We start from the raw sequence: 25,597 nt of genomic DNA, 5'->3' as shown, positions 1-25,597 counted from the left end.
TATAAACACTTATTACTTGAAGAAATATCGAATTATACGGTTAGATATATCAATATATTGAGGTGGTTACAATGGCGCTAACACATATTAAAGTAGCGAAAGATTTACAGGAATTAACGTTACATGGCTCGAATGCTTTTCCTGTTGCGTTATATGAAACGTATTTGCGAATTGATCGGCGTGATTTTTTACCATTACATTGGCATAAGGAAATTCAATTTGTCTATGTCAAAAGTGGACGCATCAAATATCGTGTAGGTGCTGATGTGTTAATACTTGAGGAGGGGGAGGGCTTATTTGTCAATGCGGCTTGTTTACATGAAGCAAGACCTTACAATGTTGAGCAATCGCAGCTTTTTTGTATAAATGTAGATCCAAAATTTTTAGGAGGACATGAAGGGAGTATTGTCACAGCTAAATATGTCAGTCCATATGTAGAAAATAATAGACTCCCATATGTAAAGCTTTCAGGAGAGCTTGCGCAAGAAGTTGAAAGAACTGCTCACCTAATAAAAGAACGAACTGCGTATTTTGAAATTCAAGTGTTGAGGGCATTGCTATCGATTTGGGAATCGATATTAATGCAATCAAAGCTAACAGAGGAAACGATGCAGTCATCGATGATTGTCCAACATGAGCGTGCAAAAGAAATGCTCGATTATATCCATTGTCATTATCAAGAAAAAATAACACTTGAAATGTTAGCTGCACATGTTTTTATAAGTAGAGCTGAATGTAGTCGCTTCTTTAAAAAAATAGTGGGTATAACACCTTTTACGTATTTATTACAATATCGTTTACGAAAAAGTATCGAACTGTTGCGAGATAGTGAGCATTCCATCACTTTTATTGCCTCCATCACTGGCTTTAGTACGGTGAGCTACTATATTGAACGCTTTAAGGAGTATACGGGCTATTCCCCCCATGTGTATCGTAAAAAATTTCTAGCAAAATAACCTACTGCGGAATGACTGGACAAATCAGTGAACATTCGATGACAATTCTAGCATAATAAAAGTCGTTTGTTATGGAAAAGACTTTGAAAATTATACCAAATATTTTAAAGTTAACTATATAGATAACAATAGGAATGGAAGTAATGGCAATTTTAAAGGAGGGATACGTCATGATAGCCTTAAAAGAGAAGCGAAATATTTGGCTTGTATTTTTATTCGTTGTATTAATTAGTAACTACTCGCTATATAACACAGGAATTGGTGTGTCGATATTACCAGCCGAAACAGCAGGCGTTGTACTCGGTTCATTACTCGATTTTATAATCGTTATGCCAGTGTTAATGATGCTTTATAAACGAAAATTTTCTATTAAGCAAGCGATTATTTTAGCCGCTTCAGGCTGTATTGCTGCACGTTTTATTATTCCAATCGATCATTTACAGCCGTTCGTCGCGGTAACTTGGGCTGGATTTGCGATTGAGGGTGCACTAATTGTTATTGAAGTATTATTCGTCACAACGCTTGTCTACTATATGCCTAAAATATTTGCGGATGTAAGAGCAAGTGCACTGCCAGATATATTCTCTTTTCCGCAAGCTGTTGAAAAACATGCGCCGAAGTATCCGATCATTCAATTGCTCTGTACAGATTTACTCGTTCTTTATTACGGATTTGCAAGTTGGAAGAGGAAAGAACGAGCGGGAATTACTTTGCATAAAAACTCCAGCTACATTGCCTTTCAAATGATGATGATTCATGCGATCGTCATAGAAACAATCGGCATACATTGGTGGTTGCATGAGAAATCAATGTTATTATCTATCCTTTTATTAATACTTAATGTATATTCAGTGTTATTTTTCATAGCAGATATGCAGGCAGTTCGCCTAAATCCTATTTATGCAACAAATGATGCACTTTATTTATCTTTAGGTTTAATGAAACGAACGACTATTCGCTTTGCTAATATCGAAAAAATAGAAAAAGACCCAGAATTGTTAAAAGAGAAATTATCGAAAGATACCATTGATTTTATCGCACGTGATTTTGGAGAAGCCTATCCCCAAATTATATTGAAGATGAGAGAACCGCTGGAAGTAACGTTTATGTTAGGCATTAAAAAGCGCTATAATCATGTAGCAATTAAAGTCGATCAAATACAGGAATTAAAAGAAATACTTCAGCAAGGTATGGGAAATAATGAAGCGTGATTGTAATAAAGTTAGCGCCTCGCACATATTTGTGCGAGGCTTTTTTTATTAAACTATTTGAATAAGATAGCCAACTTTTTGTAGGGCAATATGAGGCGGGGGATTATTTTTTACTAGGGAAAATGATATACGAAAGACTAATAACAGCATCTACTAGTAAAACGATGCCCCAAATTTTCATGACTTGGAAGAGGGAAGATGTATCAGTCAGTTGACCGATAAAAATAATCATCGCATACAATAAGCTAGCACTAATTATGTAGGCAATGACATGAAGACCAAGCATTTTAATTTCATGAATACCTTTCGCTAGTCCTGTTAGTCGTTTCTTTTCTATCGGCAGTTTTAAAAACCATTGTTGAAACTTTTCATCTGCCCAAGCAATCATCGTTTTTCCATAGGCAATTGAAACACCAATATATACTGCGGCGATACCATGAGATATGGATGCTGGGGTACCAGCTCGTAAATCCATAACAGTTAGCCATACAAGTAATAAATCAATAATAGGTGTAAGTGCAAAAAAAATGATGCTTAGTTTTTGCTTTTTAAAATGGTATCTACTTATGAGACCTAGTAGGATGACAATCCAAAAGGCAATTTCAGCAGTAATAATCCAAGCAATCATAAAAATATTCTCCTTACTAAATACGGATGTATTTCATTAAATTTACCATATGTTTCAATGTATTACATGAGTAAATTGCCCATCTAGAGTTAATCTAGATGGGCAATTGCTTTTAGTATGTCTTCGCTAACAGCCTCCCAAAATTGTTGCTGTACTGAATCATTATATGTATATAGCTCTTTATTTTGCACGTGCTCGTAAATCTCTGCAATTGTTTCCTTATGAAAATGTAGGCGATGATTTAATGCTTGTCGGTCTTCTTCAATACAAAAATTCTTATAAATATCCGCTAGTCGTTCGAGCTTCGTACACTTTTGTTTTGTCGCCTCATACTGGATTTGATGAAAACGTCCTACTGCTGTATGCATTGAAATTTTTGCTCGATGCTCTGCTTGTAATGTTCGATATTCTTCCTGACGAATGGCCAAGCGGTACCAAAATTCATAACGCAGTGGTAAATCCCTAATCTCGTAAGTAAGTAATGAATTTAAAATTTTGCTCACTTGCTCATATGGTTCAATGATTTTCTCAGTTTCTTTAAACAATCCAAACATTTTGCCACCCCCTATCTTCTTAATACTACATAGTAGGACTAAAATCCTTTTTAAATTTTGAAACAACAAATTACTAATAAACCCAAATAAATCGCTAGTGGAACACGCTTTAATTAATATAAAAAAGCAGGATTTTTCGTAAAAAAACTAAAAAGAGCATTTACAAAATGAAAATATATGTGTTAACTTAAATTCTATAGTTAGTTAACTCAAAATGAAAGGGAGGTTAAGATGCAACATTTTTGGGTTGTTGGCACAGATACGGATGTTGGTAAAACCATTGTTACAACATTATTAGTGCGAAATTTGCAAAAACAGGGCTTCCATGTGACGCCTTACAAGCCAGTACAAACTGGTGAAGTCCATGATGGAGAGCAAACCTACTACTACGATACGTCCATGTATGAAAAATATTCTTTACAATTGCTCGACCGAGAAAATTTAAATGGCTATTCATTTAAAGAAGCAGCCTCGCCACATTTTGCTGCTCAACTGGAGGGGCAGCAAATAAATATACAGCGATTATTAAGTCAGATGCAGCAATTACAGCAAAAATGGGATGTTGTCATTTGTGAAGGCGCAGGAGGGATTTTTGTCCCACTGGACTCAGATGGCGAAACAACACTTATCGATGTCATTGTTCAAAGTAAACTACCAGTTGTCGTTGTCACTCGAACAACGCTTGGTACGATAAATCATACGCTTTTAACATTAGAGGCTTTAAACTCTCGGCAAATTGAAGTTCTTGGCATTGTTTTCAACGGTGACATGGGTAGTGAGATAGAGCAAGATAATATTAAAACGATTTTAAAACATTACCCATTACCGTTTGCGACGATTCCAATGCTGAAAGATATATCGCAGATGATTGAGTTTGCGATAACGGATACAACATTGTTTGAAAGGCTATTAAAACATGAAACAAGTAATAACTGAATTACAAAAAATGGATTTGCAACATGTATGGCATCCATGCTCTCAAATGAAGGATTATGAGGACTTCCCGCCAATTGTTATTAAAAAAGGACAAGGCGTATGGTTGTACGATGAAAAGAATAATCGTTATTTAGATGCTGTTTCTTCCTGGTGGGTGAACTTATTTGGACATGCTAACCCGCGAATAAGTCAGGCTTTAAGTGAGCAAGCATTTACGTTGGAGCATGTAATTTTTGCAAATTTCTCACATGTGCCAGCTATTAAGCTCGCGCAAAAATTAGTAGCTTTAACACCACGAAGCTTGCAAAAAGTATTTTTTGCCGATAATGGCTCATCCGCGATCGAAATTGCATTAAAAATGAGTTTTCAGTATCACATGCAAATAGGGAAAACGACGAAAAAACGATTTCTTGCATTAACAGATGCTTATCACGGAGAAACACTTGGTGCTTTATCAGTCGGTGGTGTCGATCTTTATAATGAAGTGTATCAGCCACTTTTACTGGATACAGTGCGAGCTCAGGGACCTGATTGTTTTCGTTGTCCCTTCAATAAAAATCCACAAAGTTGTGATGCCCAATGCATATCTTTTGTTGAAAAAGAGCTGAGTCAGCATCATATGGAAATTACAGCGGTCATTATTGAGCCACTGATTCAAGCGGCGGCAGGCATGAAAATGTATCCTTCTATTTATTTACGACGTTTACGGGAGCTATGTACAAACTATGATGTCCATCTAATAGCTGATGAAATTGCAGTTGGCTTTGGTCGAACAGGTACACTCTTTGCCTGCGAGCAAGCAGCTATTTCACCAGATTTTATGTGCTTATCAAAAGGCTTAACAGGTGGTTATTTACCGCTTTCTGTTGTGTTAACAACAAATGAAGTATACCAAGCATTTTATGATGATTATGCGACGATGAAAGCATTTTTACATTCGCATAGTTATACGGGCAATACACTTGCTTGCCGTGTTGCTCTAGAAGTATTGTCGATGTTTGAAGAAGAGCATTATATAAACATTGTGCAAGAAAAAGGTGAACGCATGCGTAAGCTAGCAGTTGAGGCTTTTAGTGATTTGCCTTTTGTTGGCGAATATCGACAAGTAGGCTTTGTCGGGGCAATCGAGTTAGTGGCGAATCGTGAAATGAAAGAGCCATTCTCGAGTGAGGAGCGTATTGGCTATCAAATATATAAAAGAGCATTAACAAAAGGATTACTTATTCGTCCATTAGGGAATGTTTTGTACTTTATGCCGCCTTATATAATAACGGACGAAGAGATGCAATTTATGATACAGACAACAAAAGAAACAATTGTTCAATTTTTTGAAGAACGGGGGAATAATGCATGTTTCAAAGACAATCAACGCTATCACTTGTGATGATCGCAATGTTTGCTGCTTTAACAGCCATTGGTGCTTTTATTAAAATACCACTTCCTGTAGTGCCGTTTACATTACAAATTGTCTTTGTTTTTTTGGCAGGTTGCTTACTTGGTGGACGCAATGGATTTCTAAGTCAACTCGTTTACATAGGAATTGGTTTAGCTGGCATGCCAGTTTTTACACAAGGTGGGGGCATTACATATGTATTGCAACCGACTTTTGGTTACTTAATAGGCTTCGCACTTGCTGCATTAGTGATCGGTTTTCTAATTAATCGAGTAGAAGCTCCAACAAAAAAACATTTCATTGGTGCCAATATTGTAGGGCTTATCATTATTTATGCAGTGGCGGTTCCATATTTATATTTGGCATTGAATGTATGGTTAAACATGCAATCAAGCTGGTCTCATGTTTTCTTAGTAGGGTTTCTAAATAGTATTGTTGCAGACTTTTGCTTAGCGATTGCCTCTGCCTTATTAGCAGAACGATTATATAAAGTATTTCGTTCGGCTAGAGCTATAAAACTTGTGCGAGTTGAAAAGGAGAATGTACAGTGAATTGGTTACAATTAGCAAATGAAGTGATTGAGGGTAAAATAATTAGTCATGACGAGGCACTTGCTATTTTAAATAGTCATGACGATGACATTTTAAAGCTAATGGACGGTGCCTTTGCTATCCGAAAGCATTATTACGGCAAAAAGGTAAAGTTGAATATGATCATGAATGCAAAGAGTGGCTATTGTCCAGAAGATTGTGGGTATTGCTCTCAGTCATCCAAGTCAACAGCTCCTATAGAGAAATACCCTTTCATAACAAAAGAGGAAATATTAGCTGGGGCAAAACGTGCGTTTGAAAATAAAATAGGTACCTACTGCATTGTAGCAAGCGGACGGGGACCAACTCGAAAAGACGTCAATATAGTGAGTGAAGCAGTTGAAGAAATTAAAGCACAATACGGTTTAAAAGTTTGTGCTTGTCTTGGATTACTAAAGGAAGAGCAAGCGCAGCAATTAAAAAAAGCTGGTGTTGATCGCTACAATCATAATTTAAATACATCTGCGCGACATCATTCTTTTATTACGACTACCCACACGTATGAAGATCGTGTCAATACGGTTGAAGTTGTGAAAAAACATGGTCTTTCGCCGTGCTCTGGGGCCATTATTGGCATGAAGGAAACGAAAGAAGATGTAGTGGAAATAGCACGTGCTCTGCACCAATTGGATGCAGATTCGATTCCTGTTAACTTTCTACATGCAATCGATGGGACGAAGCTAGAAGGAACTCAGGAGTTAAATCCTCGCTATTGTTTAAAAGTTTTAGCATTGTTCCGTTATATAAATCCAACGAAGGAAATTCGTATTTCTGGTGGCCGCGAAGTTAATTTAGGTTCTCTCCAACCATTCGGAATGTATGCAGCAAATAGTATCTTTGTCGGGGATTACTTAACGACGGAAGGGCAGGAAGTGAATAGCGATTTTCGTATGCTCGAAGATTTAGGCTTTGAAATAGAGCTTACACAAAAGCAAGAAGAAGTGTTTTGTTAAAATCATCATCCTTATAAAATAAAATCTACTACTACTTACTGATGATTGAAATTGGAAGACCGTTTATACGTCGTGGAAAAGGCGTACAGACGGTTTTTCTTATGTTCATGTAAAGTTATCGTAGGCAAGTATATGGTTCATCATTTATACCTAAAATATGAAGATTTTCACAAATTGTTCAATGTAAGCGTTTTGAAATTGAACAGTTTGTGAAGGGCTTCACATAAAGCTTTATTTTTTAAAAAAAGAGCGTAAAATAAGAATCAGCAAGAAGTTGTTATAAGACAGTTTGATTTTTACATCACATTTTCGATGATTGTTATATTACAAAAATAAAATAGAAAGGAGAGGTTAAGATGTGGGTTGTAACAGTATTTGAGAATAAAAATGTTCGTATTTTTGAATATACAAACAAAGATGAGGCAACAGCAGCGTTAGCGAAATATAAGAAAAATGCCGTTTTAACATATACAAAATAATGCTTATTCGTTTAAAGAAACCACATTGTACGCAATAACGTACAATGTGGTTTCTTTGTTTTCATTAGTGTATGAGTATTGAAAAGGCACTATAAACTAATAACAGTGCCATTACAATATTAAATGGTTGACGATATTTAATGAGTACTTTGCGAAAAGCTGAACCAAATAGCGCCCAACTAAATGTACTTATAATGCCCACAAACCCTAAAAATAGGGCGAAAAAAATGTAGCTCGTAAACGATGAATAATAAGGGAGAATATAGGTAGCAACTACTGTAATGCCAAATAATATCCCTTTTGGATTTATAAATTGCAAGAAAGCACCCAGCAACAAAAGGCTGCGTTTTTTTTCATTAGAATAGTGGCCATTATTATTATCATTCTCTTTTGAAGTTAATATTTTATAAGCTAAATATAACATATAGACTACCCCTAAAATGGTTAATGGGAGGTTAATAATAGGCATGACGCTGATGAGTGCAATATTAAAAAAACAACTTAGTGCAGTTATTGTACAAAAACCAATTCCAACACCTAGACAAAACTGAATGGTTTTGGTCAAACCGAATTGATTGGCAAATGCCATGGCCATAATGTTGTTCGGACCTGGCGTAAAGCTAGTAATAACCACGAATACTAAAAAAGATAGGTAGGGCATTTTCATCCTCCTTTTAACTTGTATGTTATAATGTCTGAAATAAACAATATAACGTCGTTCTTTTTATTATACAAAACGTACGTTATATTGTACATATGTAAAGAGGTGATCGTATGGAAGAAATTCATCTTATTTTTGCAAGAAATTTAAAAGCCATTCGAGAAAAAGAAAAATTAAGCTTAGAAAAAGTGTCTCAACTATGTGGTGTAAGTAAAACAATGATTGGACAAATTGAAAGAGGGGAGTCCAGTCCGACGCTTACAACAATATGGAAAATCGCAAATGGGCTAAAGGTTTCTTTTACTTCCCTTATCCATCAACCACAAACGGATACTGAAGTAATTTATAAAAAGGATATTCAAGTATTGTCAGAGGATAATGGAAAATATAGAGTATATCCGAATTTTCCATTTCAAGAGGACGGTCGCTTTGAAATATATACCATTGAGATTGATAAAGAGGGAAAATTAAGCGCTGAAGCGCATAAGGAAGGAACGGAAGAGTTTATTACCGTTTTTGAAGGCGAATTAATGATACGGGTTAATGACAACGAGTATAAATTAAAAAATGGTGACTCTATTCGATTTAAAGCTGACCGACCGCATTTCTATAGCAATACATGTAATACATTAACGAAGTTAGCGATGACAATCTATTATCCTAATGAAAAATAAAAAGCCGTATGGGCGCGTATTCATAGCGCCTTATACGGTTCTTTTTGTCTTTATAAAATACTGCCTAAACGTTTAATCCCTTCACGGATAATTTCAGGTGTGGCATTTGTATAGTTTAGACGCATTGTATTTACGCCTGTTTTAGATGTGTAGAATGGGTCACCAGGAACGAATGCGACTTTTTGTTCCATTGCCTTGTTGAAAACGTCCAATGCAGTTGCTCCGTTATGCATTGTAGCCCAGATAAACATTCCCCCATCTGGTCTTGTGTACGTAACGTGTGCAGGGAAGAATTCTTGCATCGCATCTAGCATTGCATCGGATTGATTTTTATATAATGAAACAATTTTTTTCACGTGTTCTGTATAGTCATTATTTGCTAAATAATCATAAATGACATATTGAGAGAAAATGTTTGTGTGTAGGTCAGTTGCTTGCTTTGCTGTTTCAATATGTTTCATTAACTCTTTGTTTTTTGTAATGACAAAGCCTAAGCGCATACCTGGTGTAACTGTTTTAGAGAAAGAACCTAATAAAATACTATTTTCGAGTTTTCCAGCACCGATATAAGGTAGTGGCTCACCATGGAAGCGTAATTCTCCATACGGATCATCTTCAATTAATGCTACGTCATATTTAGCAATGATGTCATAAATTTGTTGACGCTTTTCCTTTGAATACGTTAGTCCCGTTGGATTTTGAAAGTTTGGTACAGTATAGATGAATTTTACGTTAGGTTGCTGTAAAGCATTCTCTAACTCTTCTAAATTAAGACCATCATTTTCAAGTGTTACACCATAAAAAGTAGGCTCACTTAATGTGAAGGCTTGAATCGCTCCTAAATAGCCTGGCTCCTCAATGATGATGCCATCTCCTTTATTGATAAGTACCTTCCCAATCAGTTCAAGTGCTTGCTGTGAACCAGTTGTAATCAATATATCATCCGCATGGATATCTAACCCATGAACACGTCGATATTTTGCAGCGATGTATTCACGTAGAGGTGCATAACCTTGCGTTGATGAATATTGGAATAGTCGACTACCATTTTCACTAATGGCGTGATCAACAGATGCTTTTAATGCATCAATGGGGAAAGAGATTGGGTTTGGAAGCCCGCCAGCAAAGGAAATAACATCCTCGGCATCCGTTACTTTTAAAATATTACGGATAAATGAGGATGGTGTGTTTAAGATTCTTTCAGAATATTGCATAATTTTATCGGTCCTTTTTCTGATTTTTTAAAAATTATATCATTGTAATCATATGCATACAATATTATCATTGTATGCAAGACAATTTAAATATTGTATGCAAATTTGAGGAGAAAGGGGCATAAAATATGCCATTCAATTCATTTGATGAATACCCAATGAGCTGGAAGCCAAATATCCGTAATATTTCAGGACCAATATATATTGCAATTGCTGAACAGCTTGAACAGGATATTAAAGAAGGTATTTTATTGCCAGGAACAAAGTTACCTCCACAACGTGAGATTGCTGATTATTTAGATGTAAATTTAAGCACGATTACGCGTGCGTTTAAGCTTTGCGGACAAAAAGGGCTCATTTATGCTTCAATAGGGAGCGGTACGTTTGTTTCTTCTGATGCCGCAACGAATAAAATTTTATTACCTACAAGTCATTCTGCTCATATGATTGAGTTGGGTTCCGTGTTGCCTACGACATATGCCAATGAGGAAATAACACGCTATATGAAAAAAATGCTGAATGATTCGCATTTCAGCAATTTGTTTCAATATGGACGACCTGAGGCGAACGCCTGGCAAACAGAAGCAGCAGCAAAACTTTTGGAAAAAGTCGGCTTTCAAACAGATCAGCCTATCGTGTTGGGGGCAGGAGGACAAAATGCAATTGTCGCTACACTAGCAGCATTGTTCCATCCAGGAGATCGCATTGGAACAGATCCAATTACATATGCGGGGATAAAAACGGCGGCGAATATGCTCGGAATACAACTTGTGGCTATTCACCAAAAAGATGGAGAAATGACAAAAGAAGGGCTCTTATATGCTTGTAAAAATGAACATATTAAAGGTCTTTACGTCATTCCTGATTTTCATAATCCTACAACCCATACAATGTCAATCGATACGAGGAAAATGATTGCAGAAGTGGCAAGGCAAAAAGATTTAATTGTTATTGAGGATGCAATATATAGCTTTTTACAAGAACAGCCTCTTGCACCAATTGCACTTTATGCACCAGAAAAGGTAGTTTATATTGCTAGCGTGTCCAAAACGATTTCACCTGGGTTAAGACTTTCTTTTGTTGTGACACCTAGTGCTTTAAGAAAGAAAATTATTGAAACATTATATAATATGAATATATCTGTTTCACCAGTCATGGTGGAGCTTACAGCAAGATTAATCCAAGATGGAGTTGCTCAAACGATTTTAGAGAAACAACGATTATATGCTAAACAACAAAATGCCCTTGTTAATCAATATTTAGGTGAGTACAATATTTTAGGCAATGATGAATGCATTTTTAGATGGCTTCTATTGCCTGAAAAATTTACTGGTGTGCAGTTTGAATTGCTTGCATCGAAAGCGGGCGTACAAGTATATGCTGCAGAGCGTTTTGCAGTAGGAAATGCTAAACCTGTAAATGCAGTTCGATTGGCAATAACTGCACCCGAAAATAGCATGCAACTGGAGCAAGCCTTAACCGTATTAAAGGAATTGCTCGAAAGTGATGGTGACTATACTTTTATAGATTAAAAATAGATAGTACATAATAATGGTATGTGTGGTGAAATGATGGAACATAAAGGACGGATTATTTTTCATGTTGATATGAATAGTTTTTATGCATCTGTTGAGCAGGCGCATGATCCTAGCTTAAAAGGGAAACCAATCGCAATTGCAGGGAACCCAAAGGAAAGACGGGGCATATTAGTGACATGTTCATATGAGGCGAGGGCGCTTGGCGTTTATACGACAATGACGGTACATGAAGCAAAACGTAAATGTCCAGATTTATTGTTGCTACCACCAGATTTTCAAAAATACCGTGAGGCTTCCAAAGCGATGTTTGCTATTTTACGTAGCTATACGGCACTGGTGGAACCAGTATCAATTGATGAAGGCTATATGGATGTAACATTATTAAGTAAGGAGCGCCATGCGCTTCAAATTGCCCAGGAAATACAAAGTCGATTATTAGCTGAATTGGATTTGCCTTGCTCTATTGGTGTAGCCCCCAATAAGTTTTTAGCAAAAACTGCATCGGATATGAAAAAACCGATGGGTATTACAGTATTAAGACTACGAGATATTGAACAAGTACTTTGGCCACTTGAAGTAGTCGAAATGCATGGCATTGGTGAAAGTACAGCCAAAAAGTTAAATGACCAAGGCATTTTTACAATCGGTCATTTGGCTAAGGTGGATGAACATAAAATCAAACATATATTAGGGAAAAATGGGGTTAGACTCCGCGCAAGAGCCAATGGAATTGATACTAGAGAAGTTGATCCAGAAGCAATTTATGATACGAAAAGTGTCGGTAATTCTACGACATTACCACATGATGTAATCGATTTACGTGCCTTGCATAAAACGATTGAAGGATTGTGTAAAAAAGTAGCAGAACGGCTTGATGCAAAACGTTTAGCAGGTTCCACAGTCAGTATACAAATTCGTGATGCAGATTGGCACAATCATACACGCTCAAAATCGATGACGAATGTCATTTATCGCTTTGAGGATATTTATGAAATTGCCTGTGGACTATTTGATAAACATTGGGATGAATCGCCTGTTCGTTTGCTCGGGGTGACTGTTTCCAATGTGGTTGATCGGAAAGATTATAGCCAACAGTTGTCTATTTTCAATTTTGAAGAGCATGTAAAAGACGAGCCGATTTTAAAGGTAGTGGATGAGATTGAAGGGCGCTTTGGGAAAGGGATCATTAAACGAGGTGTGGATATCGGCAAACGATCATCTTACCAATCACAAACGAGCTTTAGCAAAGACTTTTTGGACGACCACGAGTAGGAGTTAACCTAAACATAAGTACAAAGGGGCATTACGTTCACGTAAGCCCCAACCTGCATCTTTATTTCATCGGATTAATAATTCCGTAAAAAACTATATCTTCAAACACGTCATTTTTGTAAATATGGTCTTTTAAAGTACCTTCATAATGCATACCACACTTTTCCATAATCTTACCAGAAGCGGGATTTGATTTAAAATAGCGAGCGTAAACACGATGATAGTTTTTCTCTGTAAACACAAAGTCGATAAGAGCCTTAGCTGCTTCTGTTGCATAGCCATTGCCCCAATGTTCTTCACCAATCCAATAGGCAATTTCGCCATTTTTGTATTGTTGATGATTGGAAATACCGATAGCCCCATATAACTGACCACTTTGTTTGTCTGTAATAGCAAATTCATATATTTGATCTAAGTCATAGTTTTTTTCATGATTTGCAATCCATGTCAGTGCACAATCAATCGAGTATGGATAAGGTAAATTCAACGTGCTTTTGTATAGATTGTAATTGTTGCAAAACTTACTGACTTCCTGTGCATCCGTTTCTTTAAAAAGGCGTAGCAGTAGCCGAGCTGTTTCGAGTGTTTTATCAGTTTTACTATAAATCATGTTCTTCCTCCTTCTTCTAGTTATTTCATGCCATGAAAACTTATTTTCATAGTATATCACATATAAATGGTTATTTTGTATAATTTTGGGTAATTCAAATGTTGAATACAGCTGGAAACATAATAACGATTTTAATAACATTTTGTTCTTAACAAAAAATGAAATAAGTGAATAATTAGCAATCCTATATGGCACATTAACATATAGGAGGTGGAAGAAAAATGTCTAAAATTATTGGTGTCGAACAATCATTATCAAATGTTGAAGATGCATTAAAAGCTAAAGGTTATGAAGTGATTCAGCTTCGCAATGAAGAAGATGCAAAAAAATGCGATGCTTGCGTAATTACAGGGCAGGATAGAGATGTTATGGGAATTAGTGATCCTATAATGGCAGGACCTGTTATTGATGCGGCTGGGCTTTCTGCTGATGAAGTAATACAGCGTGTAGATCATTATTTCCACTAAAAATGGCTTAGGTGCTGTTTTTGAAGTCTAAAGTGGCTTCGAAAGCGGCATCTTTTAATTTCCACCTGAAGCAAGCTAAGTTTATCTCTTAAGTACTATTCCTAATATCTTTATACCAGCATTTCCTTTATAATTAACACTAGCTACATATTTTAACAATCACGGGTAGACATAAGGGGAGAGACTGAAATGGAAATACTTCACGCGACTCTGGATGAATTAGAAGAAGTAACAGTGCTATTTGATGAATATCGCCAGTTTTATGGATTAGAATCAGATAGAAGTAGTGCTAAAGCATTTATCCAATTACGAATGGCTTTAAAAGAATCTATTATTTTTATTGCTAAAGTAAATGGGAAAACGATTGGCTTTGCGCAACTATATCCAACTTTTTCATCTATCGCATTACAGCGGGCATATATATTAAATGATATATATGTAACAGACGATGCTAGAGGCCAAGGGGTGGGCAAAGCATTGATGGAGAAAGTGTTTCAATATTGTGAGCAACAATATGCAAGATATGTTACACTTCAAACGGCTACAGATAATGTGCATGCACGAAAGCTCTATGAAAATCTCAATATGAAGCAAGATCAATATTGTAATTATGTTAAGTATTTTAATTAGGAAAAAGCATCTCATCCATTTTGGATGAAGATGCTTTTTTTATGTCTATCTACAATAGCGTGATAGGTTTCATTGTGAAAGAAGCATATCATAACAAATTAAAAGGATTTTAGAAACATTTGTAAAATATATATATTAATAACTTTAGGGAGGTCAAAAAGAGCCATTATTTATTGTAGAACTAGTCGAATTATAAAAATTTATTCAATGAGTGTTGGTGTTACTAGCTAATATAAACTAAAAGGAGCTAAATTATGAAAGCAATAGTATTTGATTTTGATGGAACCTTGGCGAATACTTTACCAATTTGTTATTATGCTTTTCAAAAAGTATTTAATAAATATGATAATAAAAATCTTACAACAAATGAGATTAAGGAAATGTTTGGTCCTTCTGAAACAGGTATTATTAGAAAGAATCTCTCAAATCCTAATAAGGAAGAAGCTATCGAATATTACTATGCTCAGTATTCCAAATTACATAATAGTTTGGTAGAAGTTAATTCAGAAATTCGTGGATTATTAACTTCTTTGAGAGAGGAAAATATAAAAATAGGGATTTTCACGGGAAAGGCAAAAAGAAGCTTGGATATCTCTCTAAAAGCATTAGATATGGAAGGATTGTTTGATGTCATGATAACTGGTGATGATGTATTAAAACCTAAACCTGATCCTGAGGGCTTATTAAAAGCATTGTCACTTTTAGCAGTAGAAAATTTTGAGGCGATTTATATTGGAGATAGTGATGCGGATATCGTTGCAGGTTTACAAGCGAATGTCTATACAATTGGCGTACAATGGTTATCTGATTACCAAACAGAGGAATTTAAAGAACAACCTAATTCAATCATAAAAAGTGTCATAGAATTTAAGCAGTCCTTAAAAGTAGGCATTTTATGAGTCACCAATGGTTGGAATGGGCAAAAAAAATACAAGCATTATCTCAGGCAGGCTTAACTTTTTCTAAGGATATTTATGATATAGAGCGTTATGAGGAATTACGTAACATTAGTGCAGAGATGATGTCACAGCAAACTGAACTAGAAATGACTAAAATTAAAGATTTATTTACAAATGAAACAGGTTATCAAACTCCAAAAGTTGATGTTCGTGGTGTAGTTTTTAAAAATAATGAAATATTAATGGTAAAAGAAAATATTGATCATAAATGGGCAATACCAGGAGGCTTTTGTGATATTGGCTTATCGCCTTCAGAGAATATAATAAAAGAAATTAAAGAGGAGTCTGGTTATGATGTAATGCCAGTTAGGTTACTTGCATTATTGGACAAAAATAAACACCCGCACCCTCCTGAACCTTATCATTACTATAAGATATTTATTTTGTGTGAGATTATTGGAGGAGAAGCTACAGTAGGTGTTGAGACGAATAACGTTCAATTTTTTTCGCAACATAATTTACCACCGCTTTCTACTAATAGAAATACGATGTCACAACTTAATCTTCTTTTTGAATTTTTGCATACACCAGAAAAGAAAACAATATTTGATTGAGATAAAAGTTAATTTTCGAATGAAGTCGTTGAGAATAAAGACAAAAGGCATCGAGGAACCTAACTCGATGCCTTGCTTTGTTTATAGTTGCTAGTTATTGTACTTCGAGCGTATATGGTTTTGTACTCGCTTTGCCGTTTACTTCACTAACTTCTATATAATATGTTCCTTTATCTAGTTCGACAGAACCTATTTCCGTATCTTTAGAACCGTAAAGATCTAATGTTTCAACCGTTTTTCCAAATGCATCAATAATTCGAATTACACCATCTAAACCTTTTTCAGTTTGTAAAGAGAAGAACACATCGCGTTTGCGGTCATTGTAAAATTCAAAATAGTCTTTATCGCCAAATGGCACACTGGCATTTAAATATTGATTAGCAACATATTTATCGCCACTTCTCGTTAGCTTTGTTGGTTCTGTTGGCAAACCATTCACTAATGTGGAATTTGCATCTTCATCAACATTTTTATGATTAAATACAGATAATGTGTATGGTTGCAGTGATACGAGCCCAAAGTCCGTACCGTTTATAGTAATAAAATAACCGTGATTTCTTTTTGCTAGGAAAGAGGTGTTGACCTCTGAAGTTCCCGAGAGACCAAGGAATATTTCAAATAAGCTTTCACCTTGTCCAAACGGAATTTCTGTTGCTAGTTCTTCGTCATCGATTTGCATATTGCCATTTGTATCCTCGATAATTGAACCAGAAAACTTCAAGTCAAATTGAAGTTCTTTTGGTAACTGATTGAGTTGTTTATTTGTATAAGGTACGGAAGATATCAGAAGACTTAAAACTGTATCCTCCCCTCGCTGTTTATAGTAGTAGTAATCTTTATCATCATTATAGAGAAGATGATTTTGATAGTCCTTACCTGGTACAATTGTTTGGGCATCGATGTCTGCATTTATATCATTGTTTTTGTCATCAGGTATAGCTACCATCTTACTTGTTGATAGTGTATATGGTTCGATGGAATGGCCACCAGTATTGATAATTTTCACAACGTATGTTTTATCTTTTTTCAGTGCTATTGCTTTTGCATCGTTTTCATCAATTGTTATGCCGTAAAGTAGACCAATTAGCCCTGGATCATTAGTTAATGAAGAAAATGGTAGCAACTCATTCGTTTCCTCATCATATTCCAATAATGTAGCGGCTGGCTTATGATTATATCCTTTTTTAATTTGGAAACCATAAATCGCATCTTCTGGAGCGGTAAATACGAAATAATCTTCATCATATTCCGTTTGGAAGTATGCTTTTTGACTTTCACCGATATTATAAGGAATCGCATTCTCCATAATAAGGTCAGCATCTATAGCATTTTCATCAAAATCTGAATCTAAACTTATATTTAAAAAATTATTTACTCGTTCCCGTTTCTTTCCTTTTAATGGAGCTGGCTCATTTTCACTGTATGGTAAATCGTCTTCAACAATTGGCTCATTCAAAGGAAGTCCGTCTTCATCTTCAGGAAGATGAACAATTTCTCCTTTTAACGTGTAAGGAATAATAGATTCATTAATGGACGATTTTTCCTCATTATCAATACCGCCGCTAAGGAGAATATCGATTGAGATTACGCCACTGTTGTCATTGGAAACGCTTAATACATACTCTTCCTCAGGGATTGCATCAAATACGATACTTGCATTTTCACCTTTTTCGGAGCTGAAATATGCTTGTATTGGGTAGGGGGCAATTTCATTTTCTTCAACATCTACTTGTTCTGTTGGGATGCTATCCAACTCACTTTTTAGATAGATTTCCATTGATGCTGTAACACCTGGTATACCTGATAAATCAAATTTTAATGTAGATGGTTCAGTTACTGAAAAAGTAAAGTAATCTTTGTCGATTTGTTGATTCTCTGAAAGTAACGTATAATTTTCCCCCGCTGTACTAAATGGGAACTGTTGAATATTATATGGACTGTCTATTGCTAATGAATCGATAGGTAATTCCTTCGTCGTTTCAGCTGTGAAAATGAAGTTAGATGCACCTTTTAGGCTATAGCTTCCATTATAATCTTTGACGCCAATAAGAAGCGTTCCTGCTTGTTCTGCTTTATAAAGGTAGCCTTCTTGTTTTCCTGCGCGAACATCATTTACATTAATCGTTTCTGACTCATCTTTTTGACCTGCAGGGTAGAAGTATAGGTCAAATGCATAGTCATAGTAGCTAGCTCCTTTTAATGACAGTTGTGCATATTCACCTGCATCTAATTCAATTTTATACCATTTCTTTTCATCAGGTAGCTTGAACTCGCCTTTTTCGGTATTTTTACTATTTTTATTTAGCACTTTGGCATTGTTTAGGCGCTCTTCATTTGTTTCAGAATAGCGCTTCGGTAGGTTGTTTAAATCGAAGTGTAATGCTTTAAAAGGGTCAACGAGGCCATGTCCATAGGTGAGATCGTAGCCTCTTTCACCTAAATCCTTTGCGGTCATTTCGAGTATTGCCTCTATTTCATGAGGCTTTAAAGTAGGATATTTTGATTTTAGTAGAGCAGCTACACCCGCCACAACAGGAGATGCCATTGAAGTCCCGCTAAATGTTGTGAATGAGGATCCCTTTTTTCCATCATAAACGGTACTATAAATTTCTTCTCCTGGCGCAACGATGTCCACTGATGGTCCATAGTTTGAATAGCTTGATAATTTATTGTGTTTATTTGTAGAACCAACGCTAATGACTCCTTCGAAAGAAGCGGGGAAGGAGTAATAATCTGTTGAATCATTCCCTGCAGCAGCTACAATTGTAATGCCTTTATCGATTGCTTTTTGTACGGCTTCCTGCATAAGAGGGGACTCGCCGTAGCCACCGAGACTCATATTAATAACGTCGGCATTTTGTTCAATGGCGTGCAGTATCCCTTGTGCTATAACGAAATCATTTGCACTTTGTTTGCCGTTAAAGACATCGATTGGAAGAATCTTTGCTGCTGGGAAAACACCGTATCCACCAAACCCGTTATCTTTAGTAGCTGCAATAATGCCTGCTACATGCGTCCCATGGGGGTCAGAAAAGGTAGTATTGGCAGGTGTTGCAGCATTATATGGTGGAAGTATTTGAGACTTCAAATCTGGATGTTTATAATCTACACCAGAATCGATAACTGCCACTTTAACCTCATGATTTCCTGCTAATGATAAAGCTCTATCAATTTGCAGTAAGTCTAAATGATACATATCTTTTTTCTTTGGATCTACAATCGTATTAAAGGAATAATACTTGTAGCTTGGAGATACACTTTTAACTCCGTTTTGCTTGCCATAATACGAAAAAGCCTCTTCTAATGTTACACCTTTTTGAAGTTGGACTACTTCGTAGCCTAATGCAGGAATCGATCGAATTACTTTTGAACCAATTTTACTATGTACGGTCTTAGCAAGGCCCGAATGTTTAACGATAATCGTATCGGGACTAATCCATTCGTTTCCTCCATTTTGATAGTTGAACTGCTTTAATGCTTGCTTTTTTTTGCTAGCGAGCATACTTGTCACCAATTCTGGGTTCTGTGGTGCTTCAGCAAAGGCAGAAGCAGCAGGAACCATTAGTGCAGAACATGCTACGACAGCGATTGATTTCATCACCCAGTTTTTCAATTGTTTTCCCTCCTTGAGTAAAATATGACATTTCACTATTTATAACGGATGGATAAAAGAAAAGTTTCATCATTCCTCAACAAATTTTTATAAAATTGTTTGTAAATTGTTTGAGTGCCTGTCACCCAAATGCTCGATTAGATTTTGTAAGTCTTCTTTTGAACGAGGCATCTGTATATTCTTATCAAAAAGATTTTTATTTTGCAGGGCGAGAGTTATGTCAAAAACCCAGGGTCGTTCAAGATGCGCTAGTTCAAGCAACTTCTCCTGATAGAACAATTCAACAGGATCCCCATTATAAATAACTTTACCTTCCTCCATCACAATTATTTGATCTGCCCATTCATAAGCCAAAGCAATATCATGGGTCGCCAATAAAAATGTTCGTTGCCCATTTTCTAATTTAGCTAAATAATGTAAAAGCTGTGCAGCATAATAATTGTCTAGTCCAGCAGTTGGTTCATCTAATAATAAAACAGACGGTTCCATTGCGAGCACACCTGCCATCGCCACACGTTTTTTCTGTCCGACACTTAAAAAATGAATCGGTTTCTCTAGTAATGATTCGACCTCTGTTTGTGCGACAGCCCAGGCGATTTTTTCCTCGATTTTTTCTTGTGACCAGCCAAGATTTAATGGACCGAAAGCGATGTCTTGCTTTACGGTACCTGAAAAAAGTTGATTGTCAGCATCTTGAAATACGATGCCTACTTGTTGGCGTAATGCTGATAATGCTTTTCTTGAATAGCTAAGTGCTTCGTTGCAAAAGGTAATATTGCCAGCGGTCGGTTTTAAAATCCCATTTAGATGCTGAAATAATGTTGATTTACCAGCACCATTATGACCGAGTATGGCGATTTTTTTCCCCTTTGGAATTTGTAATGTAATATCTGTTAGTGCTTCAGTACCGTCTGCATAGGCATACGATAACTGTTGAAGCTCAAAATAAAGTTCAGTCATGAGAAAAAACCTCCATATAAGATGAGGAATAAAAAAATAATAACCATTCCAAACCAATTTTTCTTGCTGTATCGTACACTATCTTGCCAATAGACCGATTCGCCACCACGTGCCTGCATCGCATTATTAAGTTCGCGACTACGTTGAAACATTTCGGCAAACAATGCTGCAATGAGCATGGAAATCGACCTAAGCCATTGCATTGGTGATTGATAGCCAAGGCGTGATTGTTGCGCAAGATGGATTTTTTGCATGCTATTTAAAAAAATAAAAATAAATCGATACGTAAGCTCTACTAACTCTACAAATAAAACAGGTAGATGCCATTGTCGTAACACGTGGCAAATAGATTGGACAGATGTTGTTAATATTAAAAAGTACAAACAACTAATGCTACCTAGTACACTGAACAATAACTGCTGTGCTGTAATCAAACTTGCATTACCGATGAAAATGGTCCAATGACTAAGCGAAAATGCAAAGCGATGTGCTGGTAGTATACTTGAATTTGGTGCAATTGAAATCAAAATAGATACTAAACTAGATAGTAGAAAAAAACCTGGTAACAATAGTAATTTTACATAATATGAAAAGGGAATTTTTGCGTATAAAATGATAAAAGCACTCATTACAATAAATGTAATGAGTGAAATAAGTTCATCTTTCACGATAAGCGATAATAGCAGTAACCCTAAGGAAAACGTCATTTTTTCTAACGGATGAACAGTCGCTAGTTTATTCATATAAGCATATTTATCAATGAGTAACATTGTTTAACCTTCCTTATGCTTGCCGCGCATATAGCCTACAAAATAGCCGATAAAGCCAGCACCAATCGCAGCCTGTAATACGAATAATAAGCTTTCAATTTCACCGCTTGGTGGCTCCCATAAGCTTTCAAACCATGGTTCATACTCTGCATTAATTTCACCGATTGCAGCTTCTGCTTCTCCGTCAGCACCACCAAATTCTGCACCCTTTTGTACGAAAAGGGGGATGATTGCTAAAAGTACAACGACAGCTAGTAGCAGTAAATTTTTCTTCATCCTAATGTGCCTCCTTTGCTGAGAAAACACGAAGAGCCTTTAATTCGCTCACATTGTATTTTTTTAAGAAATTCATGACGATAACAGTTAAAATCCCTTCACTAATTGCGAGAGGAATTTGTGTTAAAGCAAAAATCCCTGCAAATTTTGTGAATGAAGCCATAAAGCCCCCTACTTCAGAAGGGAAAGCTAGTGCTAATTGAACTGAAGTGACAACGTAAGTACCTAAGTCCCCAAGCATCGCGGCAAAAAAGACAGCGATAGAAAATGAAAGACCAATTTTTTGAGAACCTTTAAAGACATAATACGCAATAATTGGACCTACAATCGCCATTGAGAAAGCATTCGCACCTAAAGTAGTAATACCACCATGCGCTAAAAGTAAAGATTGAAATAATAAAACGATTGTTCCGATTACGCTCATTGCTAATGGCCCGAAAAGAACCGTACCAAGACCAACACCAGTAGGATGTGAGCAGCTTCCTGTTACTGATGGGATTTTCAGTGCTGATAAAACGAATGCAAACGCACCTGATAAGCCTAATATCATTTTTGTTTCAGGATTTTCATCAATTGTTTTACGAATAGAACGTAATCCTAAAATAATAAATGGAATCGAAACGACCCACCAAAAAATCGCCCATTCAATCGGCAAAAACCCTTCCATGATATGCATGGCAAACGCTCGATTTGGTACTAGTAAAAAAGCTAGTAAGAAATAACTAAGTTTCCAAAAAGAAAATTTCAAAACCATTCCTCCTTCACAGTCATTTTCGAATGTAGGATGCGCAATAAAAAAAGCACTTCTCCGTCTAGGAAAAGTGCATAGCTGAAAAAGCAAATACTAATGGTCATTTGCTAAGCCGCACACCTATCCTCGTAGGTTGAAACGATCACGATTTTTTCGGCAGGTCTCCTGGCTTAAGATCAACATTTTATAGGCCTTCCCGTCCTTTGGACAGTGACATTTTCTATAAAATTCCCTCATACAGTGGCGGGACCGCGCCGGACTTAAACCGGCTTCCCTTTTAAGCGAAATGTATACACTTCGCACCGAAAAAAGATGAAATTGTGAGTTTTCACGAAGAAGTGTAACATGTTTTTCCAATCATAAGCTATTCTTTTTTTGTAAAAAGATTTTTTAATAGAATTACATTCTAGAAAATTCAGATAAATACAAGAGAGAATCAATCAATTTTAACGGAATATTTGTTGAAATTTTATTAAAAATCTAATAAATAAAAAAGAAATGTTGAAAAGAGTAAAAATAATAGGCTATGATAGAAACAGTTTTATATTCGTTTTATTAACATTTCATTTCAAAATTTAAATATAAATCCATCATTAAGTGCTCGATATACTTCGAGATAATAGGGAAATCGGTGTAAATCCGATACAGCCCCCGCTACTGTAATAGCTGATGAAATCGCAATGCCACTGGAAACTTGGGAAGGCGCGAAAGTAAGAGGAAGCTTAAGTCAGGAAACCTGCTTAGTTGATGATATGCAAACTTTTCGGAGGGAGAAGTGAAGCGAGAGCGGATACGTGTATATTCGTTTTTATTTTGGCTTCTATAAAACCTTTACTCTTCGATGTTGAGTAAAGGTTTTTTCTTTTTCCTAAAAGTCAATGAGGGGAGAACAGCAATGACAACTTGGAACTTAGAGGGCATGAAAACACATCTTTTTATTTGTAATGGTAGTAGTTGCATGAAAAAAGAGGCTGAGGAAATTACGTTGGCCATACGAGATGAAATAGAGAAATTAGCACTCGATAAGGAAATACATACAACAAGAACGCGTTGTAATGGCAGATGCAAAGATGCATGTGTTGTAATCGCGTATCCACAGGGAAATTGGTATCGTGTGCCAACAGTAGAGCATGGTAGAACGCTTGTAAAAGATTTAAACGATGATTCTTTACATAGTGAGCATGTGTTTACTTTGACAGAAGGTACGTTGCAGCGTACCCCGCAAACAACAGCCATCAAAGGCATCGACAAGGTGAAAGAGGGGTAAAAAATGGCGCAAAAAGGAAAGATTTTTGTTGTAGGCTTTGGACCTGGGGATTTCAAGCATATTACAACCCGTGCTGTAGAGGCATTACAACAAAGTGAATTTATTATCGGTTATAAAACATATGTTGAGCTCATTCAAGATTTAGTAAGTGCAAAGTCGATTGTTAGTACTGGCATGACAGAAGAAGTGTCACGTGCACAAGAAGCAGTTCGTCAAGCCGAGGCTGGAAATATTGTTGCGGTTATTTCGAGTGGTGACTCGGGCGTATATGGAATGGCTGGACTTGTATATGAAGTCCTCATTGAGCTTGGTTGGACGGAAGCAACAGGGATTGAAGTTGAGATTGTGCCAGGAATTTCTGCTATTAATTCTTGTGCAAGTTTGCTAGGCGCACCAATTATGCATGATTCTTGCACGATTAGTTTAAGTGATCATTTAACGCCTTGGAATTTAATTGCAAAGCGTGTGGAAGCTGCGGCGATGGCGGATTTTGTCATTGCTCTATATAACCCTAAAAGTGGGCGCCGTACACGTCAAATTGTAGAAGCGCAACGGATTTTACTAGAATATCGATCACCTGATACGCCTGTAGGACTTGTGAAAAGTGCCTACCGAGATCGTCAGGAAATAACAATGACAACGTTAGCAGAGATGCTCGAGCATGATATCGGCATGTTAACTACAGTAATTATTGGCAATTCATCGACATTTTTCTATGACAATAAAATGATTACACCGCGTGGCTATCAGCGCAAATATACACTTGGAGAAGAAAAACAGCCTTTACGTCCACACCAGCGTTTAAGAGAAGAAAATGAACCGTGGGCAATGAACCAAGAAACAGGTACTGCACGCCAAGACTTTGCGGCAGATCCCAATGCAGGACGGATGAAAAGTAGTATTGCAATAGCACCTGCGCCTGTAACAGTACCAGAAAAATCATCATTGGAAATGGCAGCAACAGCACTTGCCATGGTGAAAGGAACAACTGTCACAAAGACAACAACAAAGTTAGTCCAGCAAAAAATGGAGTCGATTTTTGAACTTGCTGTTAGTCCAGGGGTAGCAAATAAATTTTTCACGCCACAGCAAATGATGACGTTAGCTGAAGTTGTGGGAGATGAAGGCACGATGGAATATACACCAGACCATCAGATTCATTTGAAAATTCCGACGACAGAGCCTGAAATGATTACTGAAAAGTTAAGAGCAGTAGGCTTTTTACTTGCACCAATAGGGGATGTGCTGTCACTAAAAGCCTGTGATTTCTGTTATGGAGAGAAGGCAGATTCAATTCCATATGCAGAGGAAATTCAAGATAAGCTTGGTGGATTATCCCTGCCTAAAACTTTAAATATTGGCTTTAATGGCTGTGGCATGGCGTGCTATCGAGCAGTGTTTGACGATATCGGTATCGTCTATCGAAAAAGTAAATTTGATGTTTTTATCGGCGCTAAGCCAGTAGGGCGTACAGCCCATGCGGCCCAGCCCGTTGTAGAGGGGCTAGAGCCAGAACAGCTTATTCCGCTTATTACAGACATTATTGAGGAATACAAGGCAAATGCACATCCAAATGAACGCTTGTTCAAATATTTCAAACGGGTGAAAAAAATATTGCATTTTACGTATCAAGATATGTCGTCAAAAATAAAAGTAGAGCCAGCTCCGTGCGGCGACTAGT

26 protein-coding genes and 2 riboswitches are annotated in these 25,597 nt (G+C 36.6%); of the genes, 16 read left to right on the top strand and 10 right to left on the bottom strand.

Going from position 1 to position 25,597, the window contains the following annotated elements; translation table 11 throughout:
- Positions 1-71 precede the first annotated feature (71 nt).
- Together FH508_RS14595 and FH508_RS14590 are read left to right on the top strand one after the other, a co-directional pair.
- Positions 72-956: an AraC family transcriptional regulator gene (locus tag FH508_RS14595; protein ID WP_173479001.1), complete on the top strand. Its 885-nt coding sequence runs from the start codon at positions 72-74 to the stop codon at positions 954-956.
- Positions 957-1,126: 170 nt separating this feature from the next.
- Positions 1,127-2,167: a beta-carotene 15,15'-monooxygenase gene (locus FH508_RS14590; protein WP_173479000.1), complete on the top strand. Its 1,041-nt coding sequence runs from the start codon at positions 1,127-1,129 to the stop codon at positions 2,165-2,167.
- 103 nt (positions 2,168-2,270) lie between these two features.
- Here the strand turns inward: FH508_RS14590 and FH508_RS14585 are convergent, their stop codons facing one another.
- Positions 2,271-2,795, bottom strand: a complete 525-nt coding sequence (locus FH508_RS14585) for a hypothetical protein (protein ID WP_173478999.1) — start codon at positions 2,793-2,795, stop codon at positions 2,271-2,273.
- Positions 2,796-2,884: 89 nt separating this feature from the next.
- Positions 2,885-3,349, bottom strand: coding sequence for a hypothetical protein (locus FH508_RS14580; RefSeq protein ID WP_173478998.1), 465 nt, complete (start codon positions 3,347-3,349; stop codon positions 2,885-2,887).
- 231 nt (positions 3,350-3,580) lie between these two features.
- On the opposite strand from FH508_RS14580, the gene bioD reads away from it, so the two are divergent.
- From bioD to FH508_RS23950, 5 genes are all read left to right on the top strand, one after another.
- Positions 3,581-4,285: a dethiobiotin synthase gene (gene bioD / locus FH508_RS14575; protein WP_173478997.1), complete on the top strand. Its 705-nt coding sequence runs from the start codon at positions 3,581-3,583 to the stop codon at positions 4,283-4,285.
- A complete protein-coding gene (gene bioA / locus FH508_RS14570; protein ID WP_173478996.1) occupies positions 4,266-5,669 on the top strand; it encodes an adenosylmethionine--8-amino-7-oxononanoate transaminase in 1,404 nt (467 codons plus the stop codon). Before bioD ends, bioA begins: the two co-directional genes overlap by 20 nt.
- The gene (locus FH508_RS14565) at positions 5,636-6,229 is read left to right on the top strand and encodes a biotin transporter BioY (RefSeq protein ID WP_173478995.1); all 594 of its coding nucleotides are present in this window, start codon (positions 5,636-5,638) and stop codon (positions 6,227-6,229) included. The genes bioA and FH508_RS14565 overlap by 34 nt, the downstream gene beginning before the upstream one ends.
- Positions 6,226-7,221, top strand: a complete 996-nt coding sequence (gene bioB, locus FH508_RS14560) for a biotin synthase BioB (RefSeq protein WP_173478994.1) — start codon at positions 6,226-6,228, stop codon at positions 7,219-7,221. Before FH508_RS14565 ends, bioB begins: the two co-directional genes overlap by 4 nt.
- Before the next feature lie 356 nt (positions 7,222-7,577).
- Positions 7,578-7,700, top strand: coding sequence for a hypothetical protein (locus tag FH508_RS23950; RefSeq protein WP_255639584.1), 123 nt, complete (start codon positions 7,578-7,580; stop codon positions 7,698-7,700).
- Between the two features lie 64 nt (positions 7,701-7,764).
- On the opposite strand, the gene FH508_RS14555 is transcribed toward FH508_RS23950, so the two are convergent.
- Positions 7,765-8,361 (bottom strand): LysE family translocator, encoded by a 597-nt coding sequence (locus FH508_RS14555; RefSeq protein ID WP_173478993.1) that lies wholly within the window; start codon positions 8,359-8,361, stop codon positions 7,765-7,767.
- Between the two features lie 113 nt (positions 8,362-8,474).
- On the opposite strand from FH508_RS14555, the gene FH508_RS14550 reads away from it, so the two are divergent.
- A complete protein-coding gene (locus tag FH508_RS14550) occupies positions 8,475-9,035 on the top strand; it encodes a helix-turn-helix domain-containing protein (RefSeq protein WP_173478992.1) in 561 nt (186 codons plus the stop codon).
- A 50-nt stretch (positions 9,036-9,085) separates the two neighbouring features.
- Here FH508_RS14550 and FH508_RS14545 read toward each other — a convergent pair whose 3' ends face one another.
- Positions 9,086-10,249 carry an aminotransferase-like domain-containing protein gene (locus FH508_RS14545; RefSeq protein WP_173478991.1) on the bottom strand — a complete coding sequence of 388 codons (1,164 nt, stop codon included), beginning with the start codon at positions 10,247-10,249 and terminating at the stop codon, positions 9,086-9,088.
- Positions 10,250-10,377: 128 nt separating this feature from the next.
- Between FH508_RS14545 and FH508_RS14540 the strand changes: the two genes are divergently transcribed.
- Positions 10,378-11,781 carry an aminotransferase-like domain-containing protein gene (locus FH508_RS14540; RefSeq protein WP_173478990.1) on the top strand — a complete coding sequence of 468 codons (1,404 nt, stop codon included), beginning with the start codon at positions 10,378-10,380 and terminating at the stop codon, positions 11,779-11,781.
- A gap of 39 nt (positions 11,782-11,820) precedes the next feature.
- The gene (locus FH508_RS14535) at positions 11,821-13,059 is read left to right on the top strand and encodes a DNA polymerase IV (protein WP_173479116.1); all 1,239 of its coding nucleotides are present in this window, start codon (positions 11,821-11,823) and stop codon (positions 13,057-13,059) included.
- Positions 13,060-13,120: 61 nt separating this feature from the next.
- Here the strand turns inward: FH508_RS14535 and FH508_RS14530 are convergent, their stop codons facing one another.
- Positions 13,121-13,669: a GNAT family N-acetyltransferase gene (locus FH508_RS14530; RefSeq protein WP_173478989.1), complete on the bottom strand. Its 549-nt coding sequence runs from the start codon at positions 13,667-13,669 to the stop codon at positions 13,121-13,123.
- Between the two features lie 221 nt (positions 13,670-13,890).
- On the opposite strand from FH508_RS14530, the gene FH508_RS14525 reads away from it, so the two are divergent.
- The 4 genes from FH508_RS14525 (at position 13,891) to FH508_RS14510 (ending at position 16,279) form a co-directional block, all read left to right on the top strand.
- Positions 13,891-14,136, top strand: coding sequence for a YkuS family protein (locus tag FH508_RS14525; protein WP_173478988.1), 246 nt, complete (start codon positions 13,891-13,893; stop codon positions 14,134-14,136).
- Positions 14,137-14,325: 189 nt separating this feature from the next.
- Complete coding sequence (locus tag FH508_RS14520; protein ID WP_173478987.1) at positions 14,326-14,766, top strand: GNAT family N-acetyltransferase; 441 nt, start codon at positions 14,326-14,328, stop codon at positions 14,764-14,766.
- 251 nt (positions 14,767-15,017) lie between these two features.
- The gene (locus FH508_RS14515) at positions 15,018-15,665 is read left to right on the top strand and encodes an HAD family hydrolase (protein ID WP_173479115.1); all 648 of its coding nucleotides are present in this window, start codon (positions 15,018-15,020) and stop codon (positions 15,663-15,665) included.
- Positions 15,662-16,279 carry an NUDIX hydrolase gene (locus FH508_RS14510; protein WP_173478986.1) on the top strand — a complete coding sequence of 206 codons (618 nt, stop codon included), beginning with the start codon at positions 15,662-15,664 and terminating at the stop codon, positions 16,277-16,279. The genes FH508_RS14515 and FH508_RS14510 overlap by 4 nt, the downstream gene beginning before the upstream one ends.
- A gap of 94 nt (positions 16,280-16,373) precedes the next feature.
- Here FH508_RS14510 and FH508_RS14505 read toward each other — a convergent pair whose 3' ends face one another.
- The 5 genes from FH508_RS14505 to FH508_RS14485 form a co-directional block, all read right to left on the bottom strand.
- Positions 16,374-19,892 (bottom strand): S8 family peptidase, encoded by a 3,519-nt coding sequence (locus FH508_RS14505; RefSeq protein WP_173478985.1) that lies wholly within the window; start codon positions 19,890-19,892, stop codon positions 16,374-16,376.
- 87 nt (positions 19,893-19,979) lie between these two features.
- Positions 19,980-20,852 carry an energy-coupling factor ABC transporter ATP-binding protein gene (locus FH508_RS14500; RefSeq protein ID WP_173478984.1) on the bottom strand — a complete coding sequence of 291 codons (873 nt, stop codon included), beginning with the start codon at positions 20,850-20,852 and terminating at the stop codon, positions 19,980-19,982.
- Complete coding sequence (cbiQ, locus tag FH508_RS14495; RefSeq protein WP_173478983.1) at positions 20,849-21,622, bottom strand: cobalt ECF transporter T component CbiQ; 774 nt, start codon at positions 21,620-21,622, stop codon at positions 20,849-20,851. The genes FH508_RS14500 and cbiQ overlap by 4 nt, the downstream gene beginning before the upstream one ends.
- Positions 21,623-21,625: 3 nt before the next feature.
- Complete coding sequence (locus FH508_RS14490; RefSeq protein ID WP_173478982.1) at positions 21,626-21,898, bottom strand: energy-coupling factor ABC transporter substrate-binding protein; 273 nt, start codon at positions 21,896-21,898, stop codon at positions 21,626-21,628.
- A gap of 1 nt (position 21,899) precedes the next feature.
- Positions 21,900-22,646, bottom strand: coding sequence for an energy-coupling factor ABC transporter permease (locus FH508_RS14485; RefSeq protein WP_173478981.1), 747 nt, complete (start codon positions 22,644-22,646; stop codon positions 21,900-21,902).
- Positions 22,647-22,786: 140 nt separating this feature from the next.
- Positions 22,787-22,971, bottom strand: a riboswitch (cobalamin riboswitch).
- Between the two features lie 256 nt (positions 22,972-23,227).
- Positions 23,228-23,408, top strand: a riboswitch (cobalamin riboswitch).
- Positions 23,409-23,544: 136 nt separating this feature from the next.
- On the opposite strand from FH508_RS14485, the gene FH508_RS14480 reads away from it, so the two are divergent.
- Complete coding sequence (locus FH508_RS14480) at positions 23,545-23,916, top strand: (2Fe-2S) ferredoxin domain-containing protein (RefSeq protein WP_173478980.1); 372 nt, start codon at positions 23,545-23,547, stop codon at positions 23,914-23,916.
- Between the two features lie 3 nt (positions 23,917-23,919).
- Positions 23,920-25,596 carry a precorrin-3B C(17)-methyltransferase gene (gene cobJ, locus FH508_RS14475; protein WP_173478979.1) on the top strand — a complete coding sequence of 559 codons (1,677 nt, stop codon included), beginning with the start codon at positions 23,920-23,922 and terminating at the stop codon, positions 25,594-25,596.
- Position 25,597: the final 1 nt, after the last annotated feature.

The sequence above is a fragment of the Lysinibacillus sp. CD3-6 genome (genome assembly GCF_006351725.2).
Lineage (GTDB): Bacteria > Bacillota > Bacilli > Bacillales_A > Planococcaceae > Lysinibacillus.
The sequence above is the reverse complement of the archived record's forward strand: the minus strand, read 5'-3'. Positions and strand labels throughout refer to the sequence as shown.